This window comes from Bacillus sp. S3 (assembly GCF_005154805.1).
Lineage (GTDB): Bacteria > Bacillota > Bacilli > Bacillales > Cytobacillaceae > Neobacillus.
In genome coordinates this window covers 122580-143030 of the sequence record NZ_CP039727.1, presented here as the reverse complement: position 1 = coordinate 143030, position 20451 = coordinate 122580, and the positions used below count along the sequence as shown (strand labels likewise).

At 41.7% G+C, this 20451-nt stretch carries 29 protein-coding genes; all 29 read right to left on the bottom strand.

The features are described 5' to 3' along the window. Positions 1–293: 293 nt before the first annotated feature. Entirely contained in the window at positions 294–944 is a 651-nt protein-coding gene (locus FAY30_RS00740; protein WP_149868121.1) for an adenylate kinase, read from the bottom strand. A 61-nt stretch (positions 945–1005) separates the two neighbouring features. Then, positions 1006–2301, bottom strand: a complete 1296-nt coding sequence (gene secY / locus FAY30_RS00735) for a preprotein translocase subunit SecY (protein ID WP_149868120.1) — start codon at positions 2299–2301, stop codon at positions 1006–1008. Next, positions 2301–2741, bottom strand: coding sequence for a 50S ribosomal protein L15 (rplO, locus tag FAY30_RS00730; protein ID WP_149868119.1), 441 nt, complete (start codon positions 2739–2741; stop codon positions 2301–2303). The genes secY and rplO overlap by 1 nt, the downstream gene beginning before the upstream one ends. Before the next feature lie 32 nt (positions 2742–2773). After that, a complete protein-coding gene (gene rpmD, locus FAY30_RS00725) occupies positions 2774–2953 on the bottom strand; it encodes a 50S ribosomal protein L30 (protein WP_098533198.1) in 180 nt (59 codons plus the stop codon). Positions 2954–2966: 13 nt separating this feature from the next. After that, complete coding sequence (rpsE, locus tag FAY30_RS00720; protein WP_149868118.1) at positions 2967–3467, bottom strand: 30S ribosomal protein S5; 501 nt, start codon at positions 3465–3467, stop codon at positions 2967–2969. 24 nt (positions 3468–3491) lie between these two features. Then, positions 3492–3854, bottom strand: a complete 363-nt coding sequence (gene rplR / locus FAY30_RS00715) for a 50S ribosomal protein L18 (RefSeq protein WP_149868117.1) — start codon at positions 3852–3854, stop codon at positions 3492–3494. A 32-nt stretch (positions 3855–3886) separates the two neighbouring features. Further along, entirely contained in the window at positions 3887–4423 is a 537-nt protein-coding gene (gene rplF / locus FAY30_RS00710) for a 50S ribosomal protein L6 (protein ID WP_149868116.1), read from the bottom strand. Positions 4424–4454: 31 nt separating this feature from the next. Further along, positions 4455–4853 (bottom strand): 30S ribosomal protein S8, encoded by a 399-nt coding sequence (gene rpsH / locus FAY30_RS00705; protein WP_149868115.1) that lies wholly within the window; start codon positions 4851–4853, stop codon positions 4455–4457. A 29-nt stretch (positions 4854–4882) separates the two neighbouring features. After that, entirely contained in the window at positions 4883–5068 is a 186-nt protein-coding gene (gene rpsN / locus FAY30_RS00700; protein ID WP_007085277.1) for a 30S ribosomal protein S14, read from the bottom strand. A 24-nt stretch (positions 5069–5092) separates the two neighbouring features. Beyond that, complete coding sequence (gene rplE / locus FAY30_RS00695; RefSeq protein ID WP_149868114.1) at positions 5093–5632, bottom strand: 50S ribosomal protein L5; 540 nt, start codon at positions 5630–5632, stop codon at positions 5093–5095. Between the two features lie 28 nt (positions 5633–5660). Further along, positions 5661–5969 carry a 50S ribosomal protein L24 gene (gene rplX, locus FAY30_RS00690; RefSeq protein WP_149868113.1) on the bottom strand — a complete coding sequence of 103 codons (309 nt, stop codon included), beginning with the start codon at positions 5967–5969 and terminating at the stop codon, positions 5661–5663. A 36-nt stretch (positions 5970–6005) separates the two neighbouring features. Next, positions 6006–6374 (bottom strand): 50S ribosomal protein L14, encoded by a 369-nt coding sequence (gene rplN / locus FAY30_RS00685; protein WP_149868112.1) that lies wholly within the window; start codon positions 6372–6374, stop codon positions 6006–6008. A 39-nt stretch (positions 6375–6413) separates the two neighbouring features. Then, positions 6414–6677, bottom strand: a complete 264-nt coding sequence (rpsQ, locus tag FAY30_RS00680; protein WP_007085281.1) for a 30S ribosomal protein S17 — start codon at positions 6675–6677, stop codon at positions 6414–6416. 23 nt (positions 6678–6700) lie between these two features. Then, positions 6701–6901 (bottom strand): 50S ribosomal protein L29, encoded by a 201-nt coding sequence (rpmC, locus tag FAY30_RS00675; RefSeq protein WP_040203247.1) that lies wholly within the window; start codon positions 6899–6901, stop codon positions 6701–6703. Then, positions 6891–7325 carry a 50S ribosomal protein L16 gene (gene rplP, locus FAY30_RS00670; protein WP_007085283.1) on the bottom strand — a complete coding sequence of 145 codons (435 nt, stop codon included), beginning with the start codon at positions 7323–7325 and terminating at the stop codon, positions 6891–6893. The genes rpmC and rplP overlap by 11 nt, the downstream gene beginning before the upstream one ends. Before the next feature lie 2 nt (positions 7326–7327). Continuing rightward, positions 7328–7984 carry a 30S ribosomal protein S3 gene (gene rpsC, locus FAY30_RS00665; protein ID WP_149868111.1) on the bottom strand — a complete coding sequence of 219 codons (657 nt, stop codon included), beginning with the start codon at positions 7982–7984 and terminating at the stop codon, positions 7328–7330. Positions 7985–7987: 3 nt separating this feature from the next. Further along, positions 7988–8329, bottom strand: coding sequence for a 50S ribosomal protein L22 (gene rplV / locus FAY30_RS00660; RefSeq protein ID WP_042453964.1), 342 nt, complete (start codon positions 8327–8329; stop codon positions 7988–7990). Positions 8330–8346: 17 nt separating this feature from the next. Then, a complete protein-coding gene (gene rpsS / locus FAY30_RS00655) occupies positions 8347–8625 on the bottom strand; it encodes a 30S ribosomal protein S19 (protein WP_040203241.1) in 279 nt (92 codons plus the stop codon). A gap of 60 nt (positions 8626–8685) precedes the next feature. After that, on the bottom strand, positions 8686–9516 hold the full coding sequence (gene rplB / locus FAY30_RS00650; RefSeq protein WP_149868110.1) for a 50S ribosomal protein L2: 831 nt from the start codon (positions 9514–9516) through the stop codon (positions 8686–8688). A gap of 29 nt (positions 9517–9545) precedes the next feature. Further along, the gene (gene rplW, locus FAY30_RS00645) at positions 9546–9833 is read right to left on the bottom strand and encodes a 50S ribosomal protein L23 (RefSeq protein ID WP_179301675.1); all 288 of its coding nucleotides are present in this window, start codon (positions 9831–9833) and stop codon (positions 9546–9548) included. Then, the gene (gene rplD / locus FAY30_RS00640; RefSeq protein WP_149868109.1) at positions 9830–10453 is read right to left on the bottom strand and encodes a 50S ribosomal protein L4; all 624 of its coding nucleotides are present in this window, start codon (positions 10451–10453) and stop codon (positions 9830–9832) included. Before rplD ends, rplW begins: the two co-directional genes overlap by 4 nt. Before the next feature lie 29 nt (positions 10454–10482). Beyond that, positions 10483–11109 (bottom strand): 50S ribosomal protein L3, encoded by a 627-nt coding sequence (gene rplC, locus FAY30_RS00635; RefSeq protein ID WP_149868108.1) that lies wholly within the window; start codon positions 11107–11109, stop codon positions 10483–10485. A gap of 39 nt (positions 11110–11148) precedes the next feature. Then, positions 11149–11457: a 30S ribosomal protein S10 gene (rpsJ, locus tag FAY30_RS00630; protein WP_007085291.1), complete on the bottom strand. Its 309-nt coding sequence runs from the start codon at positions 11455–11457 to the stop codon at positions 11149–11151. A 442-nt stretch (positions 11458–11899) separates the two neighbouring features. Continuing rightward, positions 11900–13087, bottom strand: a complete 1188-nt coding sequence (gene tuf, locus FAY30_RS00625; protein WP_149868107.1) for an elongation factor Tu — start codon at positions 13085–13087, stop codon at positions 11900–11902. Positions 13088–13215: 128 nt separating this feature from the next. Beyond that, positions 13216–15297, bottom strand: coding sequence for an elongation factor G (fusA, locus tag FAY30_RS00620; protein ID WP_149868106.1), 2082 nt, complete (start codon positions 15295–15297; stop codon positions 13216–13218). A 50-nt stretch (positions 15298–15347) separates the two neighbouring features. After that, positions 15348–15818: a 30S ribosomal protein S7 gene (gene rpsG / locus FAY30_RS00615; RefSeq protein WP_149868105.1), complete on the bottom strand. Its 471-nt coding sequence runs from the start codon at positions 15816–15818 to the stop codon at positions 15348–15350. 44 nt (positions 15819–15862) lie between these two features. Continuing rightward, entirely contained in the window at positions 15863–16285 is a 423-nt protein-coding gene (gene rpsL, locus FAY30_RS00610; protein ID WP_066321257.1) for a 30S ribosomal protein S12, read from the bottom strand. A gap of 104 nt (positions 16286–16389) precedes the next feature. Beyond that, positions 16390–16638, bottom strand: coding sequence for a 50S ribosomal protein L7ae-like protein (locus FAY30_RS00605; RefSeq protein ID WP_149868104.1), 249 nt, complete (start codon positions 16636–16638; stop codon positions 16390–16392). A 166-nt stretch (positions 16639–16804) separates the two neighbouring features. Next, on the bottom strand, positions 16805–20404 hold the full coding sequence (gene rpoC / locus FAY30_RS00600) for a DNA-directed RNA polymerase subunit beta' (RefSeq protein WP_149868103.1): 3600 nt from the start codon (positions 20402–20404) through the stop codon (positions 16805–16807). Between the last annotated feature and the right edge of the window lie 47 nt (positions 20405–20451).

The following is a 20451-nucleotide window of genomic DNA, read 5'->3' as shown; positions in this document are numbered from 1 at the left end:
CGGTCTCGTCTCCCTTCTCTTTTCAAAAATAGCGTTCATAAAAATGCAAGCGAGTCATTAAGTTCAATCGACATTATGCAACCTTATAATAGTAACATATACTACTGCACTTTGTCCGCAAGGAATTTTATCATAATGAGGAATATGTTTGGTCCTCATGTCATTCTTGCCCAACTCTCGGTCCTGCATACTCAGCACCATAGAAAAGCCCATTTGCCTTCACATACTTTTGAAACTTACTGGAGAAATTCGAGAGTCGAATGGCAGATTGTTCGAACGCAAGCAAAACACCATTAAACTAGGCTCCCAAGCAACTGTTCGATATCAGCAAATACTTTACTAATATCCTGCTGACCATCAATCGTGCGAAGATAGCCTTTTGTTTCATAAAAAGTAAGTAATGGCTCTTGTTGTTTGATATTGACGTCTAAACGATTTTGAACCGTTTCAGCGTTATCATCTGCCCGTTGGTACAGCTCACCGCCGCAGCGATCGCATACTCCCTCTTTTGCAGGAGGATTAAAGACTAAATGATAGGTTGAGCCGCATTCCTTACAAATCCGTCTTCCTGTCAAACGCTCCATTAAAATACTCTTATCAACGTTAATATTAATTACATAGTTAATCTTTTTATTTAGATCAACAAGTAAATTTTCTAATGCTTCTGCTTGAGGCACCGTTCTAGGAAAGCCATCCAACAAAAAGCCTTTTTGGCAATCTTCTTTGCTTAATCTTTCACGAACAATGCCGATCGTTACCTCATCTGGAACAAGTTCGCCTTTATCCATGAATGATTTCGCTTGGATTCCTAGTTCCGTTCCTTCTTTCATCGCTGCACGGAACATATCTCCAGTAGAGATATGAGGGATGCCGTATTGTTCGACGATTCTTTCAGCCTGAGTACCTTTACCAGCACCTGGAAGCCCCATTAATACTAAATTCACACGTGTTCCCCCTCGTGCTTAATTTAGGTTTTGGGGTCCATGGGGCCCCAAAAACCTTGAGCTACTTAATAAATCCTTTATAGTGACGTTTAACCAATTGTGCTTCAAGCTGTTTATACGTATCAAGTGCAACACCGACCACAATTAGCAAGCTTGTTCCCCCAATTTGCGCTGATTGCGGTAAATTCGCTATTTTTATAAATAACATAGGAAGAACAGCAATCACCGTTAGGAAAATCGCACCAACAAAGGTTAAACGATATAAAACGCGGGTTAAGTATTCCTGCGTGCTCTTTCCTGGACGAATGCCAGGGATATAGCCGCTTTGCTTCTGTAAGTTTTCCGCTGCTTGTTCAGGGTTAACTTGGATAAAAGCATAGAAATAAGTGAACGCGATAATTAAGATTGCATATAAAGTCATTCCGATTGGCGCGGAATAATCTAAATTTTTATTGATCCAAAGTGTAACATCATTTGTTGGGAAAAATGACGCAATCGTCCTTGGTGTTACAATGAATGAAACGGCAAAGATAACAGGAATAACCCCTGCCGCATTTACTTTCAACGGCATGTGTGTGGATTGACCACCTACAGGATTACGTCCAGCCACAACACGCTTTGCATATTGAATTGGTATTTTACGATTGGCTTGTTGGATGAAAATAACACCAACCACAATTGCGATTACCGCAAGAATGATTAAGACAACAGTTACAATACGTAAGAATAAAGCATCTCCTGCGTTTTCAAATTGCTGAACATAAATTTGATTGATGACAGATGGCATACCAGCAACGATACCGGCAAAGATGATAATGGAAATTCCATTACCTACACCTTTTTCAGTAATCTGTTCGCCTAGCCACATCAAAAAGGCTGTTCCAGCAGTTAATGTAACTGCAATTAAGAGATACGTACCAATACCAGGGTTTTCAATCAATTGTCCGCTGGCTAAGTTATTAAAGCCATATGACATCCCTAACGCTTGGATAAATCCAAGTACGATAGTGAAATATCTGGTGAATTGAGCAATCTTACGACGACCCGACTCCCCTTGTTTGGACCATTCCGTAAATTTCGGAACAACATCCATTTGTAAAAGCTGAATGATAATCGAAGCAGTGATATACGGCATAATACCCATTGCAAAGATGGAGAATTGTTTTAATGCTCCACCGCCAAAGGTATTTAAAATACCGAAAACACTTAGCTTATCCTGATTAGCAAGTACTTCAGCATTTACGTTTGGTACGGGAATAAATGTACCAAGTCGGAAAACGACTAACATCAAAAGGGTGAATATGATCTTACGTCTTATATCACCCACGCGCATAAAATTGGAGATTGTCTGGAACATTAGATCACCTCAGTAGTTCCACCAGCAGCTTCGATCGCTTCCTTAGCAGCAGAGGAGAATTTATGAGCTTTTACAGTCAACTTTTTCTCAACGTTCCCTTTAGCAAGAATCTTAATTCCTGCTTTCTCGTTACTAACTACACCTGTTTCGATAAGAAGTTCTGGAGTAACTTCTGTACCTTCTTCGAAGCGATTTAATACATCAAGATTGACAACAGCATATTCTTTACGGCTGATGTTGGTAAAACCACGTTTTGGTAAACGACGATATAAAGGTGTTTGACCACCCTCAAAACCAACGCGTACACCGCCGCCAGAACGAGCTTTTTGACCTTTATGACCTTTACCTGCTGTTTTCCCTTGACCAGATCCGATTCCACGGCCTAAACGTTTACGTTCTTGGCGAGAACCTTCGGCAGGTTGTAATTCATGAAGTTTCATATTGGCACCTCCTTATTAAAGACAAGAATCAATTATTGTTCTTTAACTGTTACAAGGTGAGCAACTTTGTTAATCATACCGCGAATCGCAGCGTTATCTTGATGCTCAACTGTTTGATTTAATTTACGTAATCCAAGCGCTTTAACTGTTTCACGTTGGTCCTCAGGGCGACCAATTACGCTGCGGTTGAGGGTAATTAAAAGTTTCGCCATTTGATTTCCCCCCTTATCCTAACAGTTCTTCTACTGATTTACCACGTAATTTTGCTACGTCTTCAGCACGTTTTAATTGTTTTAAACCTTCAACTGTAGCACGTACCATGTTAATTGGAGTATTCGTTCCAAGAGATTTAGAAAGGATATCTTGTACCCCGCCTAATTCAAGAACCGCACGTACTGGACCGCCGGCGATAACTCCTGTACCTTCAGAAGCAGGTTTTAGAAGGATTTCACCAGCACCAAAGCGTCCAATTACTTGGTGAGGAATTGTTGTTCCAACCATTGGTACTTCGACTAAGTTTTTCTTTGCATCTTCGATGGCTTTGCGGATAGCATCTGGTACTTCTTGTGCTTTACCAGTGCCGAAACCTACATGACCATTTCTGTCCCCAACTACTACAAGAGCAGTGAAACGGAAACGACGTCCACCTTTAACAACTTTCGCAACACGGTTAACCGTAACTACGCGTTCTTCAAGTTCAAGTTTGTTTGGATCAATACGACGCATCTTTTTGTGTCCCTCCTTTGTCTATTAAAATTGTAAGCCGTTTTCGCGGGCAGCATCAGCTAATGCTTGCACACGTCCGTGGTATAGGTATCCTCCACGATCAAAGACAACAGAAGAGATACCTTTTTCTACCGCACGTTTAGCGACTAATTCTCCGACCTTTTGTGCAGCTTCAACGTTGTTAGTAGATTCAAGACCAAAATCTTTTTCTATTGTAGAAGCACTTGCTAAAGTTACTCCATTCATGTCATCGATTACCTGCGCATAAATGTGTTGGTTTGAACGAAACACATTTAAGCGAGGACGAGCTGAAGTACCGCTAAGTTTCGCACGAACACGGGCATGTCTTTTCCGGCGAGTAGCGTTTTTATCAAGCTTCGTAATCATTTACGTCACTCCTTTCGTTTACCTATGCGGCATTACTTACCAGTTTTACCTTCTTTACGACGAACGAATTCACCTTCGTAACGAATACCTTTACCTTTGTAAGGCTCTGGTGGACGTACTTGACGAATATTGGCTGCTAATGCACCAACACGTTCTTTGTCAGTACCTTTAACAATAATTTTTGTATTGCTTGGTACTTCTACTTCAAGGCCAGCCTCAGGTTCAATTTCAACTGGATGTGAGTAACCAACGTTTAAAACAAGTTTATTTCCTTGTTTTTGCACACGGTAACCAACCCCGATTAGTTCTAAGCCCTTTGTGAAGCCATTAGAAACACCTTCAACCATGTTTGCAAGTACCGCACGAGTTGTGCCATGCAATGCGCGGTGTTCTTTCACGTCAGATGGACGAGTGATTGTAATAACGTTCTCTTCAACGTTAATAGCGATATCAGGACTAAAAGAACGAGTAAGTTCGCCTTTAGGTCCTTTAACTGTAGCAGTATTGTTATTTAACGTAACTGTAACTCCTGCTGGAATTTCAATTGGTTTTTTCCCTATGCGAGACATTTAGTGCACCTCCATTCATTCAGAAACTCGATTACCAAACGTAAGCTAATACTTCTCCGCCAACTTGTTTTGCACGAGCTTCTTTATCTGTAATAACACCATTTGATGTTGATACTAACGCGATACCAAGACCGTTAAGAACGCGTGGTACCTCATTTGATTTAGCGTAAACTCGAAGTCCGGGCTTGCTTATGCGCTTAAGACCAGTAATAACACGTTCGTTATTTGCCCCGTACTTTAAGAAGATACGGATGATCCCTTGTTTGTTGTCTTCGATAAATTCGACGTCACGTACGAAACCTTCGCGCTTTAGGATTTCAGCAATTTCTTTTTTCAAATTAGAAGCAGGCACTTCTAACTTTTCGTGACGCACCATGTTCGCATTACGAATGCGAGTAAGCATATCAGCAATTGGATCTGTCATGACCATTATTTTTACCTCCTTCCCAACTTCTAGTTTTACCAGCTAGCTTTCTTTACACCAGGAATTTGTCCTTTGTATGCTAATTCACGGAAACAAATACGGCAAAGCTTAAATTTACGGTATACAGAGTGTGGACGTCCGCAACGTTCGCAGCGTGTATACTCTTGTACTTTGAATTTAGGCGTGCGCTGTTGTTTCGCAATCATTGACTTTTTAGCCACGTTTTCGCCTCCCTTATTTAACGATTACTTTTGGAATGGCATTCCAAATTGAGTTAAAAGTTCACGAGATTCTTCATCAGTGTTTGCAGTCGTTACGATAACGATATCCATACCACGAACTTTGCTTACTTTATCGTAATCAATTTCAGGGAAGATTAGTTGTTCTTTAATACCCAATGTATAGTTACCGCGACCATCGAACGCTTTTTTAGAAACACCACGGAAGTCACGTACACGAGGTAAAGAAACGGAAACTAATTTATCCAAGAATTCGTACATGCGCTCACCGCGAAGTGTAACCTTTGCACCGATTGGCATACCTTCACGAAGACGGAAGCCAGCGATAGACTTTTTCGCACGAGTTACGATTGGCTTTTGACCTGTAATCGTTGCAAGCTCTTCAACCGCATTGTCAAGTGCTTTTGCATTGGCAACTGCGTCACCAACACCCATGTTTATAACGATTTTATCAAGTTTTGGAACTTGCATAACTGATTTATAGTTGAACTTGCTCATTAGAGCAGGTGTCACTTCTTTAACAAATTTTTCTTTTAGGCGGTTCACTTATTGTACCTCCCTTCTAAAATTTAAACTATTTATCTAAAACTTCACCGGATTTTGCTACGCGTACTTTCTTCCCATCAACCATTTTGTAACCTACACGAGTTGGGTTACCTGATTTAGGATCGATAGGCATAACGTTTGATACATGAATTGGAGCCTCAAAGCTGATAATTCCGCCTTGTGGATTCACTTGAGAAGGTTTTGCGTGTTTTTTGACGATGTTTACACCTTCTACTAGTACACGGCTATCTTTAGGATAAGCTGCTAGGATCACACCTGTTTTGCCTTTATCCTTGCCAGACATAACTCTGACTTTATCACCTTTTTTTACATGCATCTTGTCGCACCTCCTTAAAGGCAATTGATTTTGAAATTATAATACTTCTGGAGCTAAAGATACGATTTTCATAAAGTTGTTGTCGCGTAGTTCGCGGGCAACTGGTCCGAAGATACGAGTTCCACGTGGGCTCTTATCATCTTTGATGATAACACATGCGTTTTCATCAAAACGAATGTAAGAACCATCAGGACGACGGGCACCGCTCTTTGTACGAACAATAACAGCCTTAACAACGTCACCTTTTTTAACAACGCCACCAGGTGTTGCTTGTTTTACGGTACAAACGATCACATCACCAATATTAGCAGTTTTGCGACCAGAACCACCAAGGACTTTAATCGTAAGTACTTCACGAGCACCAGAGTTGTCAGCAACTTTTAAACGTGATTCTTGTTGAATCATGTGTGTAACCTCCCTTCGGAATGAAGCTTATCCGAACAATTAAATAATAACTGCTTTTTCTACTACTTCGACTAAACGGAAGCGTTTAGTAGCTGAAAGTGGGCGAGTTTCCATGATGCGTACTACATCGCCGATTTTTGCTTCGTTTTGCTCATCATGAGCCTTAAACTTTTTAGAGTATTTCACGCGTTTACCGTATAAAGGATGCTTTTTATGTGTTTCTACTAGAACAGTAACGGTTTTATCCATTTTGTCAGAAACAACGCGTCCAGTGTAAACTTTGCGCTGGTTACGTTCACTCATATTCGTGAACCTCCTCTCAATGATTACTTGTTAACGCTGATTTCTCTTTCACGAACAACTGTTTTCATGCGAGCAATCGATTTACGTACTTCACGAATACGAGCTGTGTTTTCAAGTTGTCCTGTCGCCAATTGAAAGCGAAGGTTGAAAAGTTCTTCTTTTAAAGATTTTACTTTTTGTTCAATTTCAGCAGTGGTAAGGTCACGCAGTTCATTAGCTTTCACTTGATTCACCACCAATTTCTTCTCGTTTTACAAACTTACATTTAACAGGAAGTTTGTGCATAGCTAGTCGAAGTGCTTCACGTGCGATTTCTTCAGAAACGCCGGCAATTTCGAACATGATTTTTCCTGGCTTAACAACAGCTACCCAGCCTTCAGGTGCCCCTTTACCGGAACCCATCCGTACTTCTAACGGTTTTGCTGTGTAAGGCTTATGTGGGAAGATTTTAATCCATACTTTACCGCCACGTTTCATGTAACGTGTCATCGCAATACGGGCTGCTTCAATTTGACGGTTTGTAATCCAAGAAGCTTCCGTTGCTTGTAAGCCGTATTCACCGAAAGTTACTTCAGTGCCGCCTTTTGCGTTACCACGCATTTTACCACGGTGTTGACGGCGATATTTTACGCGTTTTGGCAATAACATGATTATTTGCCTCCTTCCGCATTTTTCTTCTTAGTAGGAAGGACTTCTCCCTTATAGATCCATACTTTTACGCCAAGCTTACCATACGTTGTATCAGCTTCAGCTGTAGCATAGTCGATATCAGCGCGAAGAGTATGAAGTGGAACTGTTCCTTCGCTATAGTGTTCTGCACGAGCGATATCTGCACCGCCAAGACGGCCTGATACTTGTGTTTTAATACCTTTCGCACCAGCACGCATAGCACGTTGGATCGCTTGCTTTTGTGCACGACGGAATGATACACGGTTTTCTAATTGACGAGCAATATTTTCAGCAACTAGTTTCGCATCAACGTCAGCTCTCTTGATTTCAAGGATGTTGATGTGTACTCGCTTGCCAGTAAGTTGATTTAATGCTTTACGAAGAGCTTCAACTTCCGTACCGCCTTTACCGATAACCATACCAGGCTTAGCTGTATGAACTGTTACATTCACTCGGTTAGCAGCACGTTCGATTTCTACTTTAGAAACAGAAGCATCTTTTAGACGTTTCGTGATATACTCACGAATTTTAAGGTCTTCGTGTAAAAGATCAGCAAAGTCTTTGCCTGCGTACCACTTAGATTCCCAATCACGGATGATTCCGATACGCAAACCGACTGGATTTACTTTTTGACCCACAGCTTATCCCTCCTTCTTTTCTGATAAAACGATTGTGATGTGGCTTGTGCGTTTGTTAATTTGGCTTGCACGGCCCATTGCGCGAGGACGGAAACGTTTTAAGGTTGGTCCTTCATCAACGAATGCTTGTGCTACAACTAGATTGTTAACGTCCATTTCATAGTTGTGCTCAGCGTTTGCCATAGCCGATTTTAATACTTTTTCTACGATTGGAGAAGCAGCCTTAGGAGTGAGATTTAAAATCGCCACCGCTTCACCAACTTGCTTTCCTCGGATTAAATCAACGACTAAACGTGCTTTACGAGGAGCAATACGAACTGTTCTTGCAACAGCTTTAGCTTGCATATGGATGCCCTCCTCTCTTAACGTCTTGTTTTCTTGTCATCATTGCCATGCCCTTTGTAAGCACGAGTTGGAGCAAATTCTCCAAGCTTGTGTCCTACCATGTCTTCAGTAACATATACAGGCACATGTTTGCGACCATCATAAACAGCGATTGTGTGGCCGATAAATTGTGGGAAGATCGTAGAACGGCGAGACCAAGTTTTAACAACTTGTTTACTTTCAGTTTCATTTAACTTTTCGACCTTAACCATTAAATGATCATCAACAAATGGTCCTTTTTTTAAGCTGCGACCCATGAAGGAACCTCCCTTCGTGACTGTGCTACGGTTCTTTCTTTGAACCGTAGGTAAGCCCCGTTATTTTTTACGTCGACGTACAATAAATTTATCTGATTTGTTTTTCTTCTTACGTGTTTTGAATCCAAGAGTCGGTTTGCCCCATGGAGACATTGGTGATTTACGTCCGATTGGTGAACGTCCTTCACCACCACCGTGTGGGTGATCGTTAGGGTTCATAACAGATCCGCGGACTGTTGGGCGTTTGCCTAACCAGCGAGAACGACCTGCTTTACCAATGTTAACAAGTTCGTGTTGTTCGTTACCTACTTGACCAACTGACGCACGGCACTCAGCAAGAATCATACGAACTTCACCTGAAGTTAAACGTACTAATACGTATTTTCCTTCTTTACCAAGTACTTGTGCGCTTGTTCCAGCAGAACGAACTAACTGGCCGCCTTTTCCTGGTTTTAACTCGATGTTGTGTACCACAGTACCAACTGGGATGTTTGCTAGTGGAAGTGCGTTACCTACTTTAATATCAGCTTCTGGACCTGACATTACTTCCATACCTACTTGTAGGTTTTTTGGAGCTAGGATATAACGCTTTTCTCCATCAACATAATTTATTAATGCAATATTTGCAGAACGATTTGGATCGTACTCGATAGTGGCAACGCGTCCTGGAATGCCATCTTTGTTACGTTTAAAGTCGATTAAACGATATTGACGCTTATGGCCGCCACCTTGATGACGAACTGTAATCTTACCTTGATTGTTACGGCCGCCTTTTCTATTAACAGGAGCTAATAGAGATTTTTCTGGAGTGCTAGTTGTAATTTCTTCGAAACTTAAAACTGTCATTCCACGTCGACCGTTCGAGGTAGGTTTATACTTCTTAATCGCCATTTTATTTCCCTCCTCTTCTTGATAGGTTCTTATGCTTCAAAGAATTCGATTTCTTTGCTGTCAGCAGTTAATTTTACAATTGCTTTACGGCGTTTGTTCGTATATCCACCGAATTTACCCATACGCTTGAATTTACCTTTATAGTTCATGATGTTAACTTTTTCAACTTCAACGCCGAAGATTTCTTTTACAGCATCTTTGACTTGAGTTTTATTAGCTCTAACATCCACTTCGAACGTATATTTCTTTTCAGCCATTAGGTCAGTAGAACGTTCAGTGATAACGGGGCGCTTAATGATATCGCGTGCATCCATTATGCAAGCACCTCCTCTACTTTTTCAACCGCTGCTTTAGTCATGATTAATTTATCATGATTGACAACGTCTAATACGTTGATTCCATCAGCTGTTACAACTGTTACACCAGGAATATTACGTGCAGATAATGCTACGTTTTCATCAAGGTCAGCAGTAACGATTAGTGCCTTTTTCTCAACAGATAGGCCACCCAATACTGATTTGAATTCTTTTGTTTTTGGAGCTTCAAAGCTTAAGCTTTCAAGTACCAAAATATTCTCTTCTAATACTTTAGATGAAAGTGCTGATTTAATCGCTAAGCGACGGACTTTTTTCGGTAATTTATAGCTGTAGCTGCGTGGTGTAGGTCCGAAAACTGTACCACCTCCGCGCCATTGTGGAGAACGAATTGACCCTTGACGTGCACGGCCAGTTCCTTTTTGACGCCATGGTTTACGACCACCGCCGCGTACTTCAGAACGAATTTTTGTTTTATGAGTACCTTGACGTAGAGAAGCTCTTTGCATGATAATTGCTTCGAATAATACGTGCTCATTAGGCTCAATACCAAAAACTGTTTCATTAAGTTCGATGTCACCAACTTGTGAACCGTTTTGGTTTAATAATGCTACTTTAGGCATTCCTTTGTTCCTCCTTTCTTACAAAGTGATTATGCTTTAACCGCACCTTTGATTTTTAGTAATGCTTTTTTAGGTCCTGGGACGTTACCTTTGATTAAAAGTAAGTTGCGCTCAGTGTCAACCTTAACGATTTCAAGGTTTTGAACTGTTATTTGCTCTCCGCCCATACGTCCTGGTAATAATTTACCTTTGAAAACACGGTTTGGAGCAACAGGTCCCATTGAACCAGGGCGACGATGATAACGTGAACCGTGAGCCATTGGGCCGCGTGATTGTCCGTGGCGCTTAATTACACCTTGGAAACCTTTACCCTTTGAGATTCCTGTTACATCTACGATATCGCCTGCAGCGAAAATATCAACTTTGACTTCTTGACCAACTTCAAGTGCAGCTAAGTCATCTCCGCGGAATTCGCGAACGAAGCGCTTAGGAGCAGTGTTTGCTTTCGCAACGTGACCCTTTTCAGGTTTGTTTGACAACTTTTCACGTTTGTCTTCAAAACCAACTTGAACGGCAACATATCCGTCACTATCAACTGATTTCTTTTGAAGAACAACGTTTGGAGCTGCTTCAACTACTGTTACAGGGATTAAGATGCCATTTTCAGCAAATACTTGAGTCATACCAATCTTTCTTCCTAAGATTCCTTTGGTCATTTAAGTCACACCTCCTGTGATTTTGTTTGTTTATTTTGATTAAAGTTTAATTTCGATATCTACACCAGATGGTAAATCTAAACGCATTAACGCATCAACTGTTTGTGGAGTTGGGTTAACGATGTCGATTAGACGCTTATGTGTCCGCATTTCAAATTGCTCACGAGAATCTTTGTACTTATGGACCGCACGAAGAATTGTGTAAACAGATTTTTCAGTTGGAAGCGGGATCGGACCTGAAACTGCCGCACCAGAACGCTTTGCTGTTTCTACGATTTTCTCTGCAGATTGATCAAGGATTCTGTGATCATATGCTTTTAAACGGATACGAATTTTTTGTTTTGCCATTATTTTCCCTCCTTTATTCGCCTATTTTCGAAATAGACATTCTCAGTGAAAATTTCCCACACACTCGCCATGGCAAAGCGGCCGGGTGTGTCAGCAACCTTTCACATCATCGCAGTCAAAGACCAACATTGTCTATTATACATAAAACATAAAGCAAACGCAACATTTATCACGAATATTTTTATGCATATTGTGCTGAACACTTTTTTAATTATAGCGGCTCAAATATTCGATTTCAATACCTTATTTTAATCTCCAGTAATATCCTAAATTTATCGTTCATTGAAAGAAAATTAAAACATCACTTATATAATAGAAGAAACACGATTTTAGACATAAAAAAGCAGGTGGATCGTCACCCACCTGCTTCGTTATAATTTGAGAATTGTCTAGCTCCAGCGCACAGCGACTAGTGGCTAAACGTGCGCTTCCGCTTTTCTAATTACTCAACGATTGTTGTGATTGAACCTGAACCTACTGTACGTCCGCCTTCACGAATAGAGAACTTAGTTCCTTCTTCGATCGCAACTGGAGCAATTAGCTCAACAGACATTTCGATGTGGTCACCAGGCATAACCATTTCTGTACCTTCTGGTAAGTTACAAATACCAGTGATGTCAGAAGTACGGAAATAGAATTGTGGACGGTAGTTTGTGAAGAATGGAGTATGACGTCCACCTTCTTCTTTAGATAAAACGTAAACTTGCGCTTTGAACTTTGTGTGTGGAGTGATTGATTTTGGCTTAGCCAAAACTTGTCCACGCTCGATTTCTTCACGAGCTACACCACGAAGAAGGGCACCAATGTTGTCACCTGCTTCAGCAAAGTCAAGAAGTTTACGGAACATTTCTACACCTGTTACAGTTGTAGATTTTGGCTCTTCAGTGAAACCAACGATTTCAACTACGTCACCAACTTTAACTACACCACGCTCAACACGGCCTGTAGCAACAGTTCCACGACCAGTGATTGAGAATACATCCTCAACTGGCATCATGAACGGCTTGTCAGTGTCACGAGTTGGAGTTGGGATGAATTCGTCAACTGCAGCCATAAGCTCAACAACTTTTTCTTCCCATTCTGCTTCGCCTTCTAATGCTTTAAGAGCAGAACCTTTGATAACTGGAGTGTCATCGCCAGGGAAATCGTATTCAGTTAATAGATCACGGATTTCCATTTCTACTAATTCAAGAAGTTCTTCGTCGTCAACCATGTCACACTTGTTCATGAAAACAACAAGGTATGGAACACCTACTTGGCGAGAAAGAAGGATGTGCTCACGAGTTTGTGGCATTGGACCATCAGTTGCAGATACAACTAGGATACCACCGTCCATTTGAGCTGCACCAGTGATCATGTTTTTAACATAGTCAGCGTGTCCTGGGCAGTCAACGTGTGCGTAGTGACGATTGTCAGTTTCGTACTCAACGTGTGAAGTAGAGATTGTGATTCCACGCTCTTTTTCTTCTGGAGCACCATCGATTTGATCGTAACCGCGAGCTTCTGCTTTACCAGATTTAGCAAGAACAGAAGTGATTGCAGCTGTTAAAGTAGTTTTACCATGGTCAACGTGACCAATTGTACCAATGTTAACGTGTGGCTTTGAACGGTCGAATTTAGCTTTTGCCATTTGGAAAATCCTCCTTTGGATTATAAAAGTTTAAGTATATTTTATAGAAACTGCGAATAGGAATATTCCAATTTCACAGTTTCTATGCTTACATTAGTAGTTATACTTTAAAGATGACTGAAAATCAATTATTCACCTTTATTTTTTTTGATGATTTCTTCAGAAATTGATTTTGGTACTTCTTCATAGTGATCAAAGTGCATGGAGAATACTCCACGGCCTTGTGTACTTGAACGAAGTGCTGTTGCATAACCAAACATTTCTGAAAGTGGAACCATTGCACGAACCACTTGAGCATTACCGCGTGCATCCATACCTTCAACACGGCCACGGCGAGCAGTAACTTGGCCCATAATATCACCAAGGTATTCTTCAGGGATTACAACTTCTACCCTCATAACAGGCTCTAGGATACATGGTTGACACTTAGAAGCAGCATTTTTAAGAGCCATGGAAGCGGCAATCTTAAACGCCATTTCAGAGGAGTCAACATCATGGTAAGATCCATCGAACAATCTTGCTTTAATATCCACTAATGGATAACCCGCAAGAACACCGCGACCAAGGGCATCTTCTAAACCAGCTTGTACCGCAGGGATGTATTCACGAGGAACGACACCACCGACAATACCGTTTTCGAATTCGAAGCCTTTTCCTGCTTCATTTGGAGAGAATTCGATCCAAACGTGTCCGTATTGTCCGCGACCACCAGATTGACGTGCAAACTTACCTTCAACTTGCGCTGAACCTTTGAAAGTTTCACGGTAAGCAACCTGTGGAGCACCTACGTTAGCTTCGACTTTAAATTCACGACGCATACGATCGACAATGATGTCAAGGTGAAGCTCACCCATACCAGCAATGATAACTTGTCCAGTTTCCTGGTCAGTATGTGCACGGAATGTTGGATCTTCTTCTTGAAGTTTTTGTAATGCAGTCGTCATTTTGTCTTGGTCTGCTTTAGATTTTGGTTCAACTGAAAGTTCAATAACTGGCTCAGGGAATTGCATTGACTCAAGGATAACAAGGTTTTTCTCGTCACAAAGAGTATCACCAGTCGTTGTATCTTTCAAACCTACAGCTGCTGCAATGTCACCGGCATGAACAATTGAAATTTCTTGACGGCTGTTTGCATGCATTTGCAGGATACGTCCAATACGCTCACGCTTACGTTTTGTAGAGTTTTGGACATATGAGCCAGACTCTAACGTACCAGAGTAAACGCGGAAGAACGTTAATTTACCAACATAAGGGTCAGTCATAACTTTGAACGCTAGCGCCGCAAATGGCTCTTCGTCACTAGAATGACGTTCAACAATTACTTCTTCATCATCCACATCATGACCTTTAATCGCAGGTACATCTAATGGAGATGGAAGGTAATCGATAACAGCATCCAACATTAATTGAACACCTTTGTTTTTAAATGCTGATCCACAGATTACTGGATAGAATTCAACATTAACTGTACCTTGACGAATCGCTGCTTTAAGCTCTTCTTTAGTGATTTCTTCACCGCTAAGGTATTTTTCCATTAATTCTTCATCTAGTTCAGCTACTGCTTCAACTAATTTTTCACGGTATTCTTCAGCTAATTCTCGGTGTTCTTCAGGAATTTCCCCTACTTCAATATCAGTACCTAAGTCATTACCATAGAATACTGCGTTCATTTCCACAAGGTCAATAATCCCTGAGAATTGATCTTCAGCACCGATTGGCAGCTGAATTGGGTGTGCATTTGCTTGCAGACGGTCATGGATTGTTCCTACAGAATATAGGAAGTCAGCTCCGATTTTATCCATCTTGTTTACGAATACTACACGTGGTACTCCGTAGGTTGTTGCTTGACGCCAAACTGTTTCAGTTTGCGGCTCAACACCTGATTGTGCATCTAGAACAGCTACCGCACCATCAAGTACACGCAGGGAACGTTCAACTTCAACTGTGAAGTCTACGTGTCCTGGTGTGTCAATGATATTAACACGGTGTCCTTTCCATGATGCAGTTGTTGCAGCGGAAGTGATTGTAATTCCGCGTTCTTGTTCCTGCTCCATCCAGTCCATCTGAGATGCGCCTTCATGTGTTTCACCGATTTTATGAATCTTACCAGTGTAGTAAAGGACGCGCTCAGTGGTCGTCGTTTTACCGGCATCGATGTGTGCCATGATACCGATATTACGAGTGTTTTCTAAGGAGAACTCTCTTGCCATTGGGTCTTTCTCCTTCCTAGTATGAAAGTTGTTTTATATTGAAGGTTAAATTACCAACGATAGTGAGCAAACGCTTTGTTTGCTTCTGCCATTTTGTGTGTATCTTCACGCTTCTTAACTGATGCGCCAGTGTTGTTAGCTGCATCCATGATTTCGTTAGCTAAACGCTCTTCCATCGTTTTTTCACCGCGAAGACGTGAATAATTAACCAACCAGCGAAGACCAAGAGTTGTACGGCGGTCAGGACGCACCTCAACTGGAACTTGGTAGTTTGCACCACCGACACGGCGAGCTCTAACTTCAAGTACAGGCATGATGTTCTTCATCGCTGCATCGAAGATTTCCATTGGCTCTTTGCCAGAACGTTCACGAATGGTGTTAAACGCTGAGTAAAGAATTTCTTGTGATTTACCTCTTTTACCGTCAATCATCATTTTGTTGATTAGACGAGTAACTAATTTTGAATTATATAATGGATCTGGTAAAACGTCTCTTTTTGCTACAGGACCTTTACGTGGCATGTATTTTCCTCCTTTCGAAGAAGCTTCTATTTAAATTAATGTGATTATTTTTTTGCTGCTTTTGGTCTCTTAGTACCATATTTAGAGCGACCTTGCATACGGTTGTTTACACCCGCAGTATCAAGTGCTCCACGTACGATGTGGTAACGTACCCCTGGTAAGTCTTTTACACGTCCTCCACGAATAAGAACAACGCTGTGCTCTTGAAGGTTGTGGCCAATACCAGGAATGTATGCTGTCACCTCAATACCGTTTGTCAAACGTACACGAGCATATTTACGTAACGCTGAGTTCGGTTTCTTTGGAGTCATTGTACCAACACGAGTACATACTCCGCGTTTTTGTGGTGAAGATACATTTGTTTGTGATTTCTTAAAGCTGTTATAACCTTTATTTAGCGCTGGAGATTTTGACTTCTCAGCCGTTGATTGACGAGGCTTGCGCACTAGTTGGTTAATAGTAGGCATGATTTGTTTCCTCCCTTCATTATTTGTAAGCCCACACATCCAGGTGGTTCATTTTTTTGCAAAAACAAAGTTTTTGCAGACTACTCTATCTACAAAAACAGTTTTTAACGGATAATGGCAACAGCTGCCGCGCCCACTTCAATCCCACATGCTTTGCCGAGTTTTTTCATCGAATCTACATATAGGACCGGAACATCTGCTAAGAGTGCTTCACCAATGACCTTTGCCGTAACCTTCGGTTCCGCATCGTTTGCAACAACTAACTCTTGCACTAGATTTTCCTTAAGCGCTTTTACTGTTTGTTTCGTTCCTATAACAGTACGTTGCGCCTGTAATACTTTTTCATAAGACATATTATCATATCCTCCAAAGTATCAGGTGAATAGGAGCACCTTTGATATAGTAACATCTTCGTTAAAAGATGTCAACTCATGATTTTACTTTTATATACATGTGTTATTTTATCTCTTCTTTAAAACGCGGTACTCGCCTTTTAGCAAGTACCGCTCAAATATTGGATTAATCAATCGTTACAGTTTCTTCGGATGTCGTATCGCGAAGTACAGGCTCCGCTTTGCGGTAGCGCTGCATGCCTGTTCCAGCTGGTACAAGCTTACCGATAATGACATTTTCCTTCAGACCAAGCAATTCATCGCGTTTGCCTTTGATCGCTGCATCTGTAAGAACTCTTGTCGTTTCTTGGAACGATGCCGCAGACAAGAAGGAATCTGTTTCAAGTGAAGCTTTTGTAATACCGAGTAATACTGGACGTCCTGTTGCAGGTAATTTACCTTCAATCAGCGCCTTTTCATTCGCATCAGTAAACTGATGAATATCAAGGAGTGTACCTGGAAGCACATCTGTTTCACCGGCATCGCTGACACGAATTTTACGCAGCATCTGACGAACCATTACTTCGACGTGCTTATCGCCAATTTCAACACCCTGCATGCGGTAAACCTTTTGAACTTCACGCAATAGGTATTCTTGAACAGATGTAACGTCTTTTACTTTAATTAATTCTTTCGGATCAATTGAACCTTCAGTTAGTTCCTGACCGCGTTCAACGTGATCATTGACAGCTACTTTTAAGCGTGCTGTATATGGAGCATTGTAGGTACGAGATTCAACTTCACCTTGTACGACGATTTCATGCTGGCGGTCGCGTCCTTCGTTAATGCCGACAACGACACCTTCTATTTCTGAAATAACCGCTACACCTTTAGGGTTACGCGCTTCAAAGATCTCTTGGATACGCGGTAAACCTTGGGTAATATCGTCTCCCGCAACACCGCCTGTATGGAACGTACGCATCGTTAACTGTGTTCCCGGCTCCCCGATGGATTGGGCAGCAATAATACCAACTGCTTCACCAACCTCAACCTCTTGACCTGTTGCCAAGTTGCGGCCATAACACTTCTTACATACGCCATGACGAGTATTACATGTAAACGCAGAGCGGATTTTTACTTCTTCAATACCTGCTCCAACAATGGTTTCTGCTAAATCTTCCGTGATTAAGCCGTTTTCAGGAACGAGTACTTCTTTTGTTTCAGGATGCTTGATGGCTTTACGGGCATAACGGCCAATTAAGCGCTCATCTAATCCCTCGATGATTTCTGTACCGTCTTTTAAAGCACTGATGGTAAATCCACGATCGGTGCCGCAATCATCTTCACGGACAATAACATCTTGGGCAACGTCTACAAGTCGGCGTGTTAAGTAACCAGAGTCAGCTGTCTTAAGAGCTGTATCTGCAAGACCTTTACGAGCACCGTGTGTGGAAATAAAGTACTCTAATACGGTTAAACCTTCACGGAAACTTGATTTAATCGGCAATTCAATGATACGTCCAGCCGGGTTGGCCATTAGTCCGCGCATACCTGCAAGCTGTGTAAAGTTAGAGGCATTACCACGGGCACCGGAATCACTCATCATAAAGATTGGATTCGTCTTATTCAAGGATTTCATCAGTTTACCTTGAATGGTATCCTTCGCGGCACTCCAGATCGCAATAACACGATCATAACGCTCATCTTCCGTGATCAAACCACGTCTGAATTGCTTCATCACGTTATCTACTTTACCTTGAGCATCATGAAGAATTTGCTGCTTCTCTCCTAGTACAACGATATCCGCCACACCAACAGTAATACCTGCCTTGGTGGAATGCTTAAATCCTAGGTCCTTCATCCGGTCAAGCATTTTAGACGTTTCGGTAATTTTGAACCGTTTGAATACCTCAGCAATGATATTTCCAAGGATTTTCTTTTTGAATGGATCAATTAACGGCATTTCTTTAATTTTCGCTTTGACGTCTTCACCTTTTTCAACGAAATACTTCGCAGGTGTTTCGACTTCTAAATTATGTCGTGTCGGCTCATTGATATATGGGAATGACTTTGGAAGTATTTCATTAAAAATAAGCTTACCAACAGTTGTAATCAACAGCTTATTATTTTGTTCTTCCGTAAATGTTTCATTTTCCAATGATCCAGCATGTACAGCCACACGTGTATGGTAGTGAACATACCCGTTCTGGTAAGCAAGGATAGCTTCACTTGTATCTTTAAAAACCATCCCTTCACCAATCGTACCTTCACGCTCCAGTGTCAAGTAATAGTTTCCTAATACCATGTCCTGGGATGGAGTAACAACCGGCTTACCATCTTTAGGGTTCAAGATATTTTGAGCTGCAAGCATCAATAGACGAGCTTCTGCTTGTGCTTCCGATGAAAGCGGTACGTGAACAGCCATTTGGTCACCATCGAAATCCGCATTGTATGCAGTACATACGAGTGGATGGAGGCGAATCGCCCGTCCTTCGACAAGTGTTGGTTCAAATGCCTGAATTCCTAATCTATGCAATGTTGGGGCACGGTTTAATAAAACCGGATGCTCTCTGATTACATCTTCAAGTACGTCCCACACATCAGGAGATACCCGCTCTATTTTACGCTTAGCAGACTTGATGTTGTGAGCCAGGCCTTTTTCGACAAGCTCCTTCATAACAAACGGCTTGAATAGTTCCAAAGCCATTTCTTTCGGAAGACCGCACTGATACATTTTTAAATTCGGGCCTACAACAATTACGGAACGGCCGGAATAGTCAACACGTTTTCCAAGCAGGTTTTGACGGAAACGGCCTTGTTTCCCTTTTAACATATGTGATAGTGACTTTAACGGACGGTTACCAGGACCAGTAACAGGTCGGCCGCGGCGGCCGTTATCGATTAGGGCATCTACCGCTTCTTGAAGCATCCGCTTTTCATTCTGAACGATAATACTTGGTGCACCAAGATCCAATAAACGCTTTAAGCGGTTGTTACGGTTGATGACACGACGATAAAGATCGTTTAGGTCAGATGTCGCAAATCTTCCCCCGTCCAATTGAACCATTGGACGAAGTTCAGGAGGAATGACAGGAAGAACATCAAGAATCATCCATGACGGAGCATTGCCTGATCCGCGGAATGCCTCTAACACTTCCAGGCGCTTAATCGCACGCGTACGCCGCTGGCCTTGTGCTGTCTTTAATTCTTCTTTTAAAATGTCGACTTCCTTATTTAAATCAATATCGGAAAGAAGCTTTTTAATCGCTTCAGCACCCATGGCAGCTTGGAATTTGTTTCCGTACTTTTCACGATATGCCCGATATTCCTTTTCGGATAGTAGCTGTTTCTTATCAAGGGCTGTATCACCTGATTCTGTTACCACATAAGAAGCAAAGTAAATGACTTCTTCCAAAGCACGCGGTGACATGTCTAAAACAAGACCCATCCGGCTTGGAATCCCTTTAAAGTACCAAATATGTGAAACAGGTGCAGCAAGTTCGATATGACCCATACGTTCACGGCGAACCTTTGCACGTGTTACTTCTACACCGCAGCGGTCACAAACGACGCCTTTATAACGGACACGCTTATATTTTCCGCAATGACATTCCCAATCCTTTGTGGGACCGAAAATACGTTCACAGAATAAGCCGTCTTTTTCAGGCTTTAACGTACGATAGTTAATGGTTTCTGGCTTTTTAACTTCTCCGAATGACCACGAACGGATCTTATCCGGTGAAGCAAGGCCAATTTTCATATACTCAAAATTATTAACGTCTAACAAGGGGCCTACCTCCCTTTTGATCTCCAGGTTCTACCCTTAGTGCGTTT

Coding starts and splice junctions, on each gene's coding strand:
- secY (WP_149868120.1), bottom strand. CDS start 2,301: ATGTTCCAGACAATCTCCAATTTTATGCGCGTGGGTGATATAAGACGT.
- rplO (WP_149868119.1), bottom strand. CDS start 2,741: ATGAAACTTCATGAATTACAACCTGCCGAAGGTTCTCGCCAAGAACGT.
- rpmD (WP_098533198.1), bottom strand. CDS start 2,953: ATGGCGAAACTTTTAATTACCCTCAACCGCAGCGTAATTGGTCGCCCT.
- rpsE (WP_149868118.1), bottom strand. CDS start 3,467: ATGCGTCGTATTGATCCAAACAAACTTGAACTTGAAGAACGCGTAGTT.
- rplR (WP_149868117.1), bottom strand. CDS start 3,854: ATGATTACGAAGCTTGATAAAAACGCTACTCGCCGGAAAAGACATGCC.
- rplF (WP_149868116.1), bottom strand. CDS start 4,423: ATGTCTCGCATAGGGAAAAAACCAATTGAAATTCCAGCAGGAGTTACA.
- rpsH (WP_149868115.1), bottom strand. CDS start 4,853: ATGGTCATGACAGATCCAATTGCTGATATGCTTACTCGCATTCGTAAT.
- rplX (WP_149868113.1), bottom strand. CDS start 5,969: ATGCATGTAAAAAAAGGTGATAAAGTCAGAGTTATGTCTGGCAAGGAT.
- rplN (WP_149868112.1), bottom strand. CDS start 6,374: ATGATTCAACAAGAATCACGTTTAAAAGTTGCTGACAACTCTGGTGCT.
- rpsQ (WP_007085281.1), bottom strand. CDS start 6,677: ATGAGTGAACGTAACCAGCGCAAAGTTTACACTGGACGCGTTGTTTCT.
- rplP (WP_007085283.1), bottom strand. CDS start 7,325: ATGTTATTGCCAAAACGCGTAAAATATCGCCGTCAACACCGTGGTAAA.
- rplV (WP_042453964.1), bottom strand. CDS start 8,329: ATGCAAGCTAAAGCTGTTGCAAGAACAGTTCGTATTGCTCCTCGTAAA.
- rpsS (WP_040203241.1), bottom strand. CDS start 8,625: ATGGGTCGCAGCTTAAAAAAAGGACCATTTGTTGATGATCATTTAATG.
- rplB (WP_149868110.1), bottom strand. CDS start 9,516: ATGGCGATTAAGAAGTATAAACCTACCTCGAACGGTCGACGTGGAATG.
- rplD (WP_149868109.1), bottom strand. CDS start 10,453: ATGCCTAAAGTAGCATTATTAAACCAAAACGGTTCACAAGTTGGTGAC.
- rplC (WP_149868108.1), bottom strand. CDS start 11,109: ATGACCAAAGGAATCTTAGGAAGAAAGATTGGTATGACTCAAGTATTT.
- rpsJ (WP_007085291.1), bottom strand. CDS start 11,457: ATGGCAAAACAAAAAATTCGTATCCGTTTAAAAGCATATGATCACAGA.
- tuf (WP_149868107.1), bottom strand. CDS start 13,087: ATGGCAAAAGCTAAATTCGACCGTTCAAAGCCACACGTTAACATTGGT.
- fusA (WP_149868106.1), bottom strand. CDS start 15,297: ATGGCAAGAGAGTTCTCCTTAGAAAACACTCGTAATATCGGTATCATG.
- rpsG (WP_149868105.1), bottom strand. CDS start 15,818: ATGCCACGTAAAGGTCCTGTAGCAAAAAGAGACGTTTTACCAGATCCA.
- rpsL (WP_066321257.1), bottom strand. CDS start 16,285: ATGCCTACTATTAACCAACTAGTGCGCAAGCCTCGTCAATCAACGGCT.
- FAY30_RS00605 (WP_149868104.1), bottom strand. CDS start 16,638: ATGTCTTATGAAAAAGTATTACAGGCGCAACGTACTGTTATAGGAACG.